We start from the raw sequence: 13,444 nt of genomic DNA, 5'->3' as shown, positions 1-13,444 counted from the left end.
ACCGCACGGCTCATGGCGCCGCTGCGGAGTGTCGAATACCGGGTCCTGTGGGCAGCCGAGGCGATCTCCAGCGCGGGCGACCAGCTGGCGAAGGTCGCGCTCTCCATCCTGGTGTACGACCGGACCGGCTCGGCGCTGTGGGCCGCCGTGGTGTACGCGCTGACCTTCCTTCCCGCGCTGGCAGGCGGGCTCGGCCTGTCCTTCCTGGCCGACCGGTACCCGCGGCGCGCGGTGCTCAGCCTGAGCGCCGCGGCGCAGGCGGTGCTGGTGGGGCTGATGAGCCTGCCGGGGATGCCGCTGGCCGCGTTGTGCCTGCTGCTCGTGGCAGTGCAGCTGGCGGCCTCGCCGGCGAACGCGGCGCAGAACGCGATCACCCGTGAGGTCTTCGACGACGACGAGCTGTACCTGGGCAGCCAGGACCTGCGCGGGATCACCACGAACACGGTGCAGCTGCTCGGTCTCGCCGGCGGCGGCCTGCTGGCGACCGCGGTCGGCACCTCGTGGGCGCTGGCGATCGACGCGGTGAGCTTCGCGGTGGCCGCGCTGATCGTGCGGATCTGGGTGCACGACCGGCCCGCCGCCGGTGGCGAGCGGAGCACCTGGTTCTCCGCCACCCGCTGGGTGTTCGGGCAGCGCAGGCTGCGCGTGCTGATCGCGCTGTCGTGGCTGGTGGGGCTCGCGGTGGTGCCGGAGGGGCTGGCCGCGCCGCTGGCGCAGCAGCTGGGCGCACCGTCCGCGGCGGTCGGCTGGCTGCTCGCCGCCGATCCGCTCGGCTTCGTCGCCGGGGCGTACCTGCTGTCGAAGTTCGCGTCCGCCCCGCTCCGCCAGCGCCTGCTCGGCGTGCTGGCGACGGCCTCGCTGGCCTTGCTCGCGCTCTTCCTGGTGCAGCCGAACCTGGCGCTCGCGCTCGTGCTGCTCGCGTTGGCAGGCGCAATGGGCGCCTACATCATCACCGTGACGGCCACCTTCTCCACCTGGGTGCCGAACGAACTGCGCGGCGGTGCCGGCGGGCTGTACCGCACCGGGCTGCGGGTCGCACAGGGAGTCGGCGTTGCACTCGGCGGGGTGGTCGCCGAGGCGACCGGGTCCGCGGTCACCGCCATCGCACTGGCCGGCCTCGCCGGGGTCGCGCTGGCGATCCCCACCGCGTTCTCCTGGACCAGGGTGCGGCACACGGCCACGGCCGGTTCGGGGCTGTGAAGCCGATGGGATCCGGAGATCGGCGGCAGTCCTGCCCCTCGGCCGGTGCACACATCAGCGGGGAAAACCGGATCGCCGAACATTTCACGCTTCGCGGTCACGCACGGAACACACCTCCACCCGCATTGTCACTCCTCGCTCTTCTCGGTCACCGAACTCACGCCTCGCGGTCACGCACGGTTCTTCACCTCCCGCTCGGGAACATTCACCGGAAAATGCACACGCATATTCACGCTTCGCGGTCGCGCATGGGAAAACACCTCACCTCGGGGGACGGAGGAGACATCGGTACCGCAATTCGCCGCACGTGGTTCACCAGCTCTCGCCGGAAGGTGCCTCCCGGTTCGGGGACACCCGGAAATTCTGCCCCAGCCGGCGGAACACCGCCGAACAGCCGACGAGTGGGATGATACCGGTAACGGATAACGATGTGGGAGCGGGAACCACCCGCGAACCGCGTGTGAGACAGCAGGAGGCAGCGCCCGATGCCGGGAACCGGACCCGCGCGCGGTGAGCCACCGGGCCAGGGGGAGGACACCCCCGGTGTCGCCACGCGGCTGCGTGAGCTGATCTCCGGCAATCCCGTGCCGTCCTGGGACCTGTGGACCAAACCCCGGCGGATGGTCGGGTTCCTGCTGGCGTGGGACGCGATCGCGATTGCCGTGCTGGCCGCGGGCATTGCCACCTCCGGCGGGCCGACCCTGCTGGACTGGGGCCGGTTCGGCGTGCTCGCGGTGTGCGCCACGCTGCACATCCAGCTGACCCGGCGGCAGGAGGAACGGCGGCGCAACCGCGTCGCGGCCGTCCACATCGACCTGTCCGGCATCTGGATCTTCCCCGGCGCGCTGCTGCTGCCGATCCACCTGACGCTGCTGCTGATCGTGATCGTGCGCGGGCAACGCTGGTTCAATTCCCGGCGGCCGCCGCACAAATTCGTGTTCACCTCGTTCACGCACGCGGTTTCCGCGCTGCTGGCGCACGAGCTGTACCAGACGTTCGCGTCCGCGGAACTGGCCCGGCTGTCCCCGGAGAACTCGCTGCGGGTGTTCGGGGTACTGATGCTGGTCGGTTTCTGCTACGCGGCGCTGCAGGCGATCGTGATCGGCGGACTGCTGGCACTCGGCGGCACCGCGACGCCCACCCTGCGCAATGTGCTGGGCACCAAGGACGACAACCTGCTCGAGCTGTCCACCATCGGACTCGGCACGATCGCCACCATCCTGCTGGTGAACATCCCGCCCGCGATCGTGATCCTCGTGCTCATCACGGTACTGGGCAACCGGCTGGCGGAAATCAACCAACTGCAGTCGGAGGCCCGTACCGACGCGAAGACCGGGATCTCCAACGTGCGCGGATGGTCCGAGGCCGCGGAGCGCGCGCTGACCCGCGCGGTACGCGGCGGGGAAAGCCTGGCGCTGCTGATGATCGACCTCGACCATTTCAAGTGGATCAACGACACCTACGGCCATCCGGCAGGCGACGACGTACTCCGCACGGTCGCGCAGACCCTCGACGAAATCACCCGCCCGAAAGACATCACCGGCCGGTTCGGCGGCGAAGAGTTCCTCGTGCTGCTCCCGGAAGCCGACGCGACCGCGGCGAAAGTGACGGCCGAACGCATCCGTACCGCAATTGCCGAACAGCGCATCGTCACCACCGACAAACGGGGCGGCTCCGCCGTGGTGAACGGCCGCACGGCCTCGATCGGCGCGGCACTGCTCGGCGCGGACGGCAGCACCCTGGAACAGCTCCTGCACGCAGCCGACGCAGCGGTCTACGCGGCCAAGGAAGGCGGCCGGAACCAGGTGCGCTTCGCCGACAGCACGACACCCCCGCGTCCGGACTGAACCAGCGCAACCCGGCGCGCTGACCGGATTCCACCCGCCACCCGGGCTCGAGCGAACGTCCCCGGCGGAATCCGGGAGAGCTTCCTCCGCCCGCGCCAGGACACGCCGAATTCCCCCATCCCCGCAACGCAAACCGAAGCGAACCCCGCCGGGCCGCGACGCCCGGCCGTGGCCGCACCACCGTGCCCGGACCATGCGGAAGCCCGGCGGCACCACCCGTCCGGCGACACCCGGGCAAGCGGGTTCCACCCGGATCGGCCACACCGAAGTGATCAATTTCCGCCCGCCCCGGCTGCAGCTGCGACACCGCAGGGATGCTCGAATTCCCGCCATCGCTGAGCACCTGCACCGACCGGATTCCCCGACCGGCGACGCGCAAAGCCACCCGATTCCGGCCACCTCGCCGGACACCTCGCAGCCGGATTCACCCGAACCACGTCGATTCGCACCGAGCCGCCGCGGCACGCCGATTCCCGGCACCCCGGGCACCCGGATTCCACCGGCCCGGCACACCCCGCCAAGCCGAATCCTCCGGACCACCGGTCCGCAGCACACCGATTCCCCTGCGCCGAGCACCCGGATCCGGACCGTGCCGATTCCCACACCCCCTTTTTTCGATTAATCCATTTCCCCTCCCGGCCACCCCGAATTCCCGGTTTCACCTCGGCCCCGGGGTTCCCGGACAGACCTGCGGGGGAATGCCCCGGGGGTTACGGGGGGACGGCCGCCTGCCGTGGCCGCGGGCAGGCTGGCACCCTGGAGTGCATGCCAGCCGACCACGACCCGGCCCCCGTCCGGGTGCGCCGCCCCTTGGCGACGTCTGCCTGGCTGCTGCTCGTGGTGCTCGTGGTGTTCGGATTCGGGCTGATCGCCTCCCGCCCGGCCGCGCCGCCCGACCAGGGCCCGCCGACCGGGGACGCGCTCGCCGCGCAGAACGCGATCGCGGATCTCACCCACCCCGGCCCGGCGGCCACCGCACTCACCCGGCTGCCTGCCGACTTCACCGCGGTCAGCGAGGTGAAACCGACCGCGATGGCTGCCCGCGACGGCACCGTGCGCGCGGTCCACCCCGACGGCGGGTGCTCGACGCCGTGGGGCGACGACAACACGAAGTGGGACTACGCCGTTCCGTGCAAGGCGCACGACCTCGGTTACGACCTGCTCCGGTACGCGGACAAGAAGGGGCACCCGCTCGGACCGGAGGTGCGGGCCTCACTCGACTCCCGGCTGTCGCAGGACATGCACCACGCGTGCGAGATCAACCCGATGGGCTCGCCGCGTACCTGCCAGCTGGTCGCGTCGCTGTACTCGGCCGGGCTGACGATGAACTCGTGGCACCAGCGCTGGGGCCCGCCGGTGGCCGACCCGATCGGTTCGATGGTCGCCGGTGTGCTGGTGATCGGCTGCCTGCTGGTGGCCAGGTTGCGCGGCTGGCACGCCGCGCGGCGCACGTCCCCGCGACCGGTCCGCGCGCGGCCCGGTCTGCCGAGGCCGTGGGTGGTGATCGGCGCGGCCGGCGCAGTACTGCTGATGGTCGGTGAATCGGTGACCGCGCTGGCCGACTGGGCAGGTGCGCCGGAAGGCGCGTGGTGGCCGCTGACCTGGCTGGCACAGCTGGTGCCGGTGCTGTTCTTCGCCTGCGGGCACGCGAACGCGGCCGGCTGGCGAGCCGAACGGGACCGCGGCTACCGGCACTACCTCGCCGAACAGGCCAGTCCGCTGCTGCGGCCCGCGCTGATCTTCGCCGTGGTCGCGCTGCTGGTGCCGCTCGCACTGGAACTGCTGGGCATCCCGTCCGGCACCAGCGCCACGGTGATGCGGATCGCGCTGCATCCGCTGTGGCTGCTCGGGGTCTACCTGCTCACCATCGTCTGCGCGCCGGTCCTGCTCGCGGTGTACCGCCGGGCGCGGCTGTGGTCGGTGGCCGGCCTGGCGGCGCTTGTGGTGGCCGGAGAGCTCGCGGCCGGCCTGACCGGCTCGTCGTGGCCGCGCTACGGCGCGACGCTCGCAGTGGCGCTGCTGGCCCAGCAGGCGGCGTTCGCGCACGCCGACGGCGTCCGGCTGCCGCGCCCGCTGCTCGCCGCCGCGGCGGTCACCGGCGTAGCCGGGCTGACCGTGGCGACGACCGGGTTCGGCAGGTCACCCGTCCTGCTCGGCAGCCCCGGCGCGCCCGCAGCGCTGTCCGCGCCGCCGTGGACGGTACTGCTGCTCGGCCTCGCTCAGCTCGGGCTGGCCGGGCTGCTGGCCGCGCCCCTGCGGCGCTGGGCGGGGCTGCGCTGGGTGGCCAGTGCGACGAGGCTGGTGCTGCGCGCGCCGATGAGCCTGTACCTGGCGTTCCTGTCCGCAATGCTGCTGCTGATCGCCGTGGTCTACCTGCCGGGCCGGATTGTGGACGGGGTGAGCTGGCTGGTCCGGCCGCGCACCGCGATGGCCGTCGCGCTGCTGCTCGTGCCCGCCGGACTGGTGTTCTGGTGGTTCGAACGGCGTACTGGCAAGCCGCACGACGGTCCGGCGCCGGTCCCGGTCCGCCCGGAGCCGCCGTCGGGCCGGGTGCCGGTGCTGCTCACGCGTGCCGCCGCGGCGCTCGGTATCGGTTACGCGACACTCGGCGTGTTCGGGCTCGCACTCGCCCGGTTCGGCGCCGTCGCCGCCGACGCGGACGTGCTGGGCACCCGGTTCGACCCGGTGCAGAGCCTCGTGCACCTGCTGCTCGGCGTGCTGCTGCTGCACACCGTGCGGACCGGCGCGGCCACCACGGCCGGGACCTGGCTGGTCTGCGCGCTGGCCTGTGTGCCCGCGCTGGTCGCGGCAGGCGGCGGGGTGTCGCCGGGTGCGGCCACCATCGTGCTGCACGTCTCCACGGCGGCGTTCGCACTGGTCGCGGCGGGCTCGTGCGTCCTGCCCTCCCGGCGGACGGCGGGTGCGGTGACCTGACCGAGCGACACGCATACCGCCGGCCGGGCGAAACCCTCGCCGATGGCGGACCATGGGTGGTGCACACCACACCCGCCGGGGGAGGTGCGCACCCGCGGCAACCCGGTCCCGGCACCATGCGTCCTCAGGACCAGAACCACCGAACGACGAGAAGGAGCCGACCGCGTGGATCACCCGCCTCGGAACGGGCAAGGCGGCCGCCGCCCCGCCCGCTCCTGGCAGGAGCCGCCCGGACGGGCCGAGGGCAGGCGGATCCCGCCGCCGTCCTCCCCACCGCCGCGCGCACGCCGGGAACCGCCGCCGGGCGCGTCCCGCCCGCGCCGTAGCCAGGGGCCGCCGCCGAAGCGTCCGGTACGGACCCGGCGCAACCCGCTGCGCGGCGCGAAGATCGCCGTCGCGGTGGTTTCGCTGCTGGTGATGAGCCTGACCGGATACGCGTGGGCGTCCCTGCAGGGCCTGGTCGACGGCCTGAACTACGCGGACGTGATCGGCAGCGGCGGGGGCGGTGACAAGCCCGCGGACGGTGCCCGCGACATCCTGCTCGTCGGCCTCGACAGCCGCACCGACGCACAGGGCAACCCGCTCTCCCCCGAACTGCTCGCCCAGCTGCGTGCCGGGGTCTCCGACGGCGAGCTGAACACCGACTCGCTGATCTTCGTGCACATCCCGAACGACGGGAGCAAGGCCGTCGCGATCTCGCTGCCGCGGGACTCGTACGTGGACATCCCCGGCGGCTACGGCAAGCACAAGATCAACTCCGCGTACGCCCGCGCGATGCTGCAGGCCCGCAAGGACCTGCAGGGCCAGGGCGTGACGGATCCGAAGGAGCTGGACGTCAAGTCCAACCAGGCCGGGGCGAAGGAACTGGTCGCCACGGTCGAGGAGCTGACCGGTTCCACGATCGACAACTACGCGGCGATCAACCTGCTCGGCTTCAGCGACATCACCAAGGCCATCGGCGGCGTCGACGTGTGCCTGAACGACAACGTCGACGACGAGTACTCCGGTGCGAAGTTCAGCAAGGGCCCGCACACCATCTCCGGGGTGCAGGCGCTCGAATTCGTCCGGCAGCGGCACGGCCTGCCGCGCGGCGACCTCGACCGGGTGGTGCGCCAGCAGGTGTTCATGGCCGGGATGGCGCGCAAGGTGCTGTCCGCGGGAACGCTGACCGACCCGTCGAAGCTCGACGCGCTGGTCGACGCGATCAAGAAGTCCGTGACGCTGAACCAGAACTGGGACATCTTCGGCTTCGCCCAGCAGATGAAGGGTCTCACCGGCGGCCAGCTGGAGTTCCGCACCGTCCCGGTGGAGGACATCGAATACCGCACGCCGAACGACGGCGTCGCGATCAAGGTCGACCCGGACCAGGTCAAGGCGTTCGTGCAGGGCCTCGCCGGGCCCCAGCAGGGCCAGCAGGCCCCGCCTCCCTCGTCGCAGGCAGGCGCGCACCAGGACGTCACCGTCGACGTGCGCAACGCCTCCGGCCGCACCGGACTGGCCGCGAGCGTGTCCAAGGATCTGGTGGGCAAGGGCTTCACCGCAGGTGACACGGCGAACGCCAGCTCACGCAAGACCACGGTGATCTGGGTGCCCAGCGGCGGACAGGACGCGGGGAAGGCGGTGGCCCAGGCACTCGGCGGGGACGCCACCGTGCAGGAGGACAAGAGCGTGTCCGAAGGGCACGTGATGGTGTTCCTCGGTTCGGATTTCCAGCCGGGCAGCGGTTCCTCGGGAAGTTCCCCGGGTGGCTCCGGCGCGGCCGCCGAACAGGCGGCGCCGCAGTCCACGCAGTCCAGCCCGCCCGCGGGCGGGAACGACGAGAAGCCGATCACCGCCGAGGGCGTGCCCTGCGTCAACTGACCCGGCCCGTTGCTCCGTTCGGGTAGTCCGCGGCCTCGATCACGAAACTCTTTGCCGGTTTCGCGTAAGGACCCTCGGCCTCGACCCTTTCACTCCGGCAAGAGGCACTCTGCGGGATGCGTGAGGGGCAGGGGACGAGCAGTGGTGATCGACGCTGAGCACTACCAGCGGGTACTCGGAGACGAGCTTCGCAAGCTCCGGCGCGGGCGAGGGTGGACGCGCAAGGAGCTGAACCAGCATCTGCAGAGCGAAATCTCCCTGCAGACACTGGCCACGTACGAACTGGGCACCCGGCAGTGTTCGGTGGTGCGCCTGGTCGAGCTGTGCGTCGCCATGGACGAGCTCCCCCAGGACCTGCTGGCGAAGGTGCACCGCCGGGTCTTCGTGGAGGAGCCGGGGCGGGTACGGGTCGACCTGCGCCGCGTGGTCGCCGAGGCAGGCCCGGAACTGACCCCGCTGCGCCGCTGGGCGGACGGCAGACTGCGGCAGAACGGCGTACCGGTGCCCGCCGTGAGCCTGCCCACCGGTCCGGCCGGCCGGCCGGACCCCACCACCCCGGCAGCAGGCACCGTTTCCGGCACCGGATCGTACGAGGTCTCGCTGGATCTCGCGGCCCTGGAACGGATGGCCGAACTGTGCGGCCTGCCGACCGCCGACCTGATCGGCCACCTGCGCCACCTCGGCCCCGCCTGACCACCCACCCGATCCGCCGACCACCACCGCACCCACACCGCGGCATCAATCGGCGGCAGTCGGCAGTCGGCGACAGGTTGCGGAACCACCGGCATTCACCTGACCACCGGCGCACCCCCGGCCAGGCCACCCGCCAACCGGAACCACCTTCGACCGAACCGACGGCGACGCCAGCCAAACGAACCGCCCACCCAACCAACCGAACCGACGGCGACACCAGCCAAACGAACCGCCCGCGCCACTCGACCGGATTGACCGCACACCACAGCCGCGACCACCACCCGCGCAAACCACCAGCAGCTCATCCGCCGCCCGCAAAGCCACCAGCCACACCAGCCACACCAGTCGCCGCCTCGCCCACCGCTGACCCGCCACCGTTCACCAGCCGCCTACCACTTTCACCAGCCACCCACCGCCTCAGCCGCCCCGCCAGCCACCCGGACCCATTCCCTCCGGCCACCACCCACACCGGCCGCCGCCTGGGCTGGGCCGTACCCGCCAGGCCAGGCGGTGGCACCGAGACCACGAAGGGGACTTTCGCGACTCCTCCCCTGCCGCGAAAGTCCCCTTCGTTCCTGTTCCCGCTCCGGCCGAGCACTCCGCCCGAGCGTTCAGCCGAGCAGTTCGTAGTCCTCCCGGCGGACCGTGCGGGTGTCGAGCCAGTAGCGCCAGGTGAAACCGGGCCAGATGGTGCGGTTCACGCCCTTCGCGTCGAGGTACCAGCTCTTGCAGCCGCCTTGGGTCCAGACGCCCTTGGCGAGTTTGCGCTGCACGTCGGTGTTGAAGCGCTCCTGCACCTCCGCTCGTGGGTCCAGTGCCCGGCCGCCGGCGAGGCGCAGTGCCTGTGCGATGTAGCCGATCTGCGCCTCGATCATGAACACGACCGAGTTGTGGCCGAGCCCGGTGTTGGGCCCGAGCAGGAAGAACAGGTTCGGGAACCCGTTCACGGTGATGCCGAGGTGAGTGCGCATCCCCTCGCTCGCCCACTCCTTGGCGAGGTTCCGGCCGTCCCGGCCGATGATCTCCAGGGTGTCGAACGCATCGGTGACGTGGAAACCGGTGCCGTAGACGATCACGTCGGCTTCGTGTTCCACACCGGCCTCGTCGACGACACTGTGCTCGCGGACCTCGGCCACGCCGTCGGTCACCACATCGACGTTGTCCCGGGCCAGCGCCGGGTAGTAGTCGTTGGAGATCAGCACGCGCTTGCAGCCCATCGTGTAGTCCGGCGTCAGCTTCGCGCGCAACTGCGGGTCGGTGACTGCCCGGTCGATGTTGCGCTTCGCGAGCCGCTGGCCCAGCTTCATCACCCACGGGTGGCCGTTGAAGCCGATTGCCCGCGCTTCCAACGTCCAGTACAGGAAATCGCGGTACAGCCGTTGCGCCGGCGGCAGCGCGCGGAACACCCCGCGCAGCCAGCCGGGGATGGCCCGGTCGCCCTTCGGCATGATCCACGGCGGCGTGCGCTGGAACAGCGTCAGCCCGGCCACCTTCGGCGCGATCTGCGGGACGAACTGGACCGCGCTCGCACCCGTCCCGACCACTGCGACGCGCCTACCGGTGAGGTCGGCGTCGTGTTCCCACTCCGCGGAATGGAACGTGCGTCCGGCGAACCGCTCGATGCCGGGCAGCTGCGGGATCTGTGGCCGGTGCAGTGCGCCGACGCCCGCGACCAGTGCGGGGGCCACGAACTCGTCGCCGCTCTCGGTGCGCACATGCCAGCGGTTCTCGTCGGGGTCCCAGCGCGCACCGGTCATTTCCTGGCCGAAGCGGATGAAGCGGTGCAGGTCGTACTTGTCGGCCACCCGGCGCATGTACCGCCAGATCTCCGGCTGCGACGAGTACGCGCGCGACCACCCCGGGTTCTGTTCGAAGGAGAAGGAGTACATGTGCGACGGGATGTCGCACGCACAGCCGGGATAGCTGTTGTCGCGCCAGGTGCCGCCCACGTCGTCGGCCTTCTCGAGGACCACGAAGTCCTCGCGCCCGTCCTTGCGCAGCCGGATCGCCATGCCGAGGCCGGAAAAGCCGGTCCCGACCACGATCACCCCGGTCTCCGTGCGGTTGCCCATACACCCTCCCGTTTCCTGTTACCCGCAGTCCATCTTACTCGGAGTAGGTTACCGTCGGTAGAGTGTGCGGCGTGACCACCGTCAAGCGCAAGCGCATGCCACGGGCCGAACGCGAACAGCAGATGATCGCGGTCGCCGAGCAGGTCTTCACCGAGCGCGGCTACGCGACCGCGTCGATGGACGAGATCGCCGAGCTCGTGGGCGTTTCGAAGCCGATGCTGTACGAGTACTTCCGTTCGAAGGAGGGCCTGCTGCTGGCGTGCATCCGGCAGTCGCGGGCGGCGTTGCGCGAGGTCACCGAGCAGGCGACAGCCGGAGCCGAGTCGGCAGAGGACGCACTGCGGCTCGGACTGCAGGCGTTCTTCGTGTTCATCCGCGAACGGCGAGAGGCGTGGTCGCTGCTCCGGCACGAGATGGCCTTGATCGGCACGCCGGCCTCGGACGAGATCGAGGAAACCCGTCGTCAGCAGACCGACCTCATCACGTCGCTGATGAGCGGCCACTTCGACAGCGAGGACACGCTGCGCGCCGAGGCTTCGGCGGAGTTCGTGGTGGGCGCGTGCGAACGGCTGGCGATCTGGTGCGAGCGCTTCCCCGAGGTGACCCCCGAGATCGCGACCGGATACGCAATGGACTTGCTCTGGACCGGATTGTCACAGCGGGCGATCTAGCGTGCGCGTGAAGATGCGCGTGCACTACGCCATTCGGTCGTCACTCAGAGCAAACCCCTTCCCGTTACTTGTGACACAGAGTTTTCTTACGGTATCGATGACACGGTAGAAAGACCCACGGAGTGTCGCGATTGCGGCGGGGGAGCAGGAATCGCGTCATGAGCCTGCGGTGGCTGGGTCCCAGCCGGTGACGCATGCTGATGACGAGAGGGGTGAGGCAAGTGGTGGAAACGATCACGGCGACGTACGAGCACGACAACGAAGACTGGACGATCACCGTCAGCGGCCAGGGCAAGGAGCTCACGGCAAGAGCGCCGGGCATCATCGCGGCCCGCGACCGTGCCGACCAGCTGGTCGAAAAGCTCGCCCCGAACGAGCGGCCCACCGTCGTGCACCTGCTGAACGGCAACGCACTCGAATTCACCAGCACGTACATGGCCGCCCGGCTGACCCTGCCGGAGCAGGCCCCGCTGGAAGTCCCGCCCGCGGGCGGGAGGAAGGACCAGGCCGGCCCGGACACCAGCGGCAAGACCGGCTCGGGTTCGGCTGCCGCCACTGGCTCGGGCTCGGCCGCCGCGGCGGGTCCCGCTACCTCCACCGGCTCAGCTTCGGCTGCGGCGGGTTCGGCTGCGACCGGCTCGGGTTCGGCTGCCGCGACCGGTTCGGGCACGGCAAGCGGCACGGGTGCCACCGCGGACACCGGCACGCGCCCGGCTGCCGGTCACGACGCCGACTCGGCCAGCCCGGACGCTGCGACGCCCGCAGCGGACTCGTCCGCGACCGCCGGCCCGGCCCCGGCGGCTTCCGGCTCGGCTGCAGCCGCCGGCGCGAACCCGGACGGTTCGGAATCCGCCACGGCAACCGCAGATTCCCCGGAGACGGAGCCGGTCACCGCCGAGGAATCCCCCGCCGAGGCCGAGAACGCGAAGCCGTCCCTGCCGCCGAGCAAACAACTGCCGAAGGAAGTCGAAGGCCACACTCCGGGGGAGGCGCCCCGCCCGGGTGTGACAACCGGCGCGTCGGCCACCTACCCGGCCGCACGCGCCTGACCGCTCGCACTCCACGAAACCCAGCGCGGCCCCGCGACGTCATCAGCAAGACTCGCCACGGGCGTCGCGCCGACACACCACGGCCGCACCCTTCACCGGCGGCCCTTTGCCACAGATCGGCGCCTCGTACGTAAGCGTCGACGCCACCGTCTGCCCCGGTGCGCCGATGACCCCCAACGGCCCGCTCGCGTTGGCTACCCCCGTGTGGGTTAGCCCAGATCACCGCGCCCACTCACTTGAGTGACCACCGAACGGGTGGCAAGTACTGGGCCACACCGGCAACCCCCAAGCAACGCTGAGTCACGGCCACCGCGCGTCAACGCCATGCCGAACGAGCCATCTCAGCGCAGCAAGCCCACCGCCACCCAGAAGCGGTGACCAGCCTCCAGCAACCAGCGCGACTGCAACTTCGTCAGCTCTCCATGGTAGCCAGCGCACCGCTGTCACCAGCTCACCGCCGACCGGCCCACCGCCAGCTCGCTGCCGTGGCGGTGGCCGAAGTCCGCAGCCGACGCGTCTCCCCTACGCGGCCGCCCGACGGGAACCGCCGGGCGGTCAGCGGAAGAGCTTGCGGACGAGCAGTGCCACCACGAGTGCGCCGACACCGATCAGCGGGTACTTGATCTTCGGGTCGTCCAGTTTCGCGCGGACGCCGTCCTTTGCCGCGGTGGCGAGCTTCTGCGGGTTGGCCTTGGTGCCCAGCTGGTCGAGCGTCGTCGCCAGAGCCGTCCTGGCCTGCTCGATCTCACGCTCGATGGTCTCGGGGTCGCGAGCCACGTGCCCTCCTCGCCGCGTCGGACTGTAGGCGCCCACGGTAGAGGACGACACCCCCGTTCCGGCCACCGGCCACGCCGAGCACCACCGATCGTGGCGCACGCTACGATCCATCGAGGTTCCCCGGGGCCGTAGCCCAATTGGCAGAGGCACACGGTTTAGGTCCGTGCCAGTGAGAGTTCGAGTCTCTCCGGCCCCACTTCGCCGCACTGACCAGCAGGACATGCCAGTGATCCACCGCGGCCGCGTACCGCACTGCTGGTGGTTACCGGGAACGGGGAGACACGCACTGCTGATCCGCCCCTCCTCGCCGCGGCCGATCCAGCTTCAGGCCGCGAAGCGCA

General features: G+C 70.8%; 8 protein-coding genes, 1 tRNA gene and 1 pseudogene. 8 read left to right on the top strand and 2 right to left on the bottom strand.

Annotated features, from left to right (window positions below):
• Positions 1-12: 12 nt before the first annotated feature.
• The 5 genes from ABD793_RS33875 (at position 13) to ABD793_RS33855 (ending at position 8,534) form a co-directional block, all read left to right on the top strand.
• The gene (locus ABD793_RS33875; RefSeq protein WP_344867396.1) at positions 13-1,200 is read left to right on the top strand and encodes an MFS transporter; all 1,188 of its coding nucleotides are present in this window, start codon (positions 13-15) and stop codon (positions 1,198-1,200) included.
• 485 nt (positions 1,201-1,685) lie between these two features.
• A complete protein-coding gene (locus ABD793_RS33870; RefSeq protein WP_344867361.1) occupies positions 1,686-3,047 on the top strand; it encodes a GGDEF domain-containing protein in 1,362 nt (453 codons plus the stop codon).
• A 765-nt stretch (positions 3,048-3,812) separates the two neighbouring features.
• Complete coding sequence (locus ABD793_RS33865) at positions 3,813-5,981, top strand: phospholipase A2 (RefSeq protein WP_344867360.1); 2,169 nt, start codon at positions 3,813-3,815, stop codon at positions 5,979-5,981.
• Positions 5,982-6,146: 165 nt separating this feature from the next.
• Positions 6,147-7,841 carry an LCP family protein gene (locus ABD793_RS33860; protein ID WP_486303693.1) on the top strand — a complete coding sequence of 565 codons (1,695 nt, stop codon included), beginning with the start codon at positions 6,147-6,149 and terminating at the stop codon, positions 7,839-7,841.
• Positions 7,842-7,982: 141 nt separating this feature from the next.
• Positions 7,983-8,534, top strand: a complete 552-nt coding sequence (locus ABD793_RS33855; protein ID WP_344867359.1) for a helix-turn-helix transcriptional regulator — start codon at positions 7,983-7,985, stop codon at positions 8,532-8,534.
• 611 nt (positions 8,535-9,145) lie between these two features.
• On the opposite strand, the gene ABD793_RS33850 is transcribed toward ABD793_RS33855, so the two are convergent.
• On the bottom strand, positions 9,146-10,606 hold the full coding sequence (locus tag ABD793_RS33850; protein WP_344867358.1) for a flavin-containing monooxygenase: 1,461 nt from the start codon (positions 10,604-10,606) through the stop codon (positions 9,146-9,148).
• Positions 10,607-10,677: 71 nt separating this feature from the next.
• Between ABD793_RS33850 and ABD793_RS33845 the strand changes: the two genes are divergently transcribed.
• Both ABD793_RS33845 and ABD793_RS33840 read left to right on the top strand, forming a co-directional pair.
• Positions 10,678-11,277, top strand: a complete 600-nt coding sequence (locus ABD793_RS33845; RefSeq protein ID WP_344867357.1) for a TetR/AcrR family transcriptional regulator — start codon at positions 10,678-10,680, stop codon at positions 11,275-11,277.
• A gap of 200 nt (positions 11,278-11,477) precedes the next feature.
• Positions 11,478-11,807, top strand: a pseudogene (locus tag ABD793_RS33840) (hypothetical protein); the annotation flags it as partial.
• Positions 11,808-12,881: 1,074 nt separating this feature from the next.
• Here ABD793_RS33840 and ABD793_RS33835 read toward each other — a convergent pair.
• Positions 12,882-13,103, bottom strand: coding sequence for a DUF3618 domain-containing protein (locus tag ABD793_RS33835; protein ID WP_344867356.1), 222 nt, complete (start codon positions 13,101-13,103; stop codon positions 12,882-12,884).
• Between the two features lie 122 nt (positions 13,104-13,225).
• Between ABD793_RS33835 and ABD793_RS33830 the strand changes: the two genes are divergently transcribed.
• Positions 13,226-13,299: transfer RNA gene (locus ABD793_RS33830), tRNA-Leu, on the top strand.
• Positions 13,300-13,444: the final 145 nt, after the last annotated feature.

The organism is Amycolatopsis ultiminotia (assembly GCF_039536925.1).
Taxonomy (GTDB): Bacteria; Actinomycetota; Actinomycetes; order Mycobacteriales; family Pseudonocardiaceae; genus Amycolatopsis; species Amycolatopsis ultiminotia.
The sequence above is the reverse complement of the archived record's forward strand: the minus strand, read 5'-3'. Positions and strand labels throughout refer to the sequence as shown.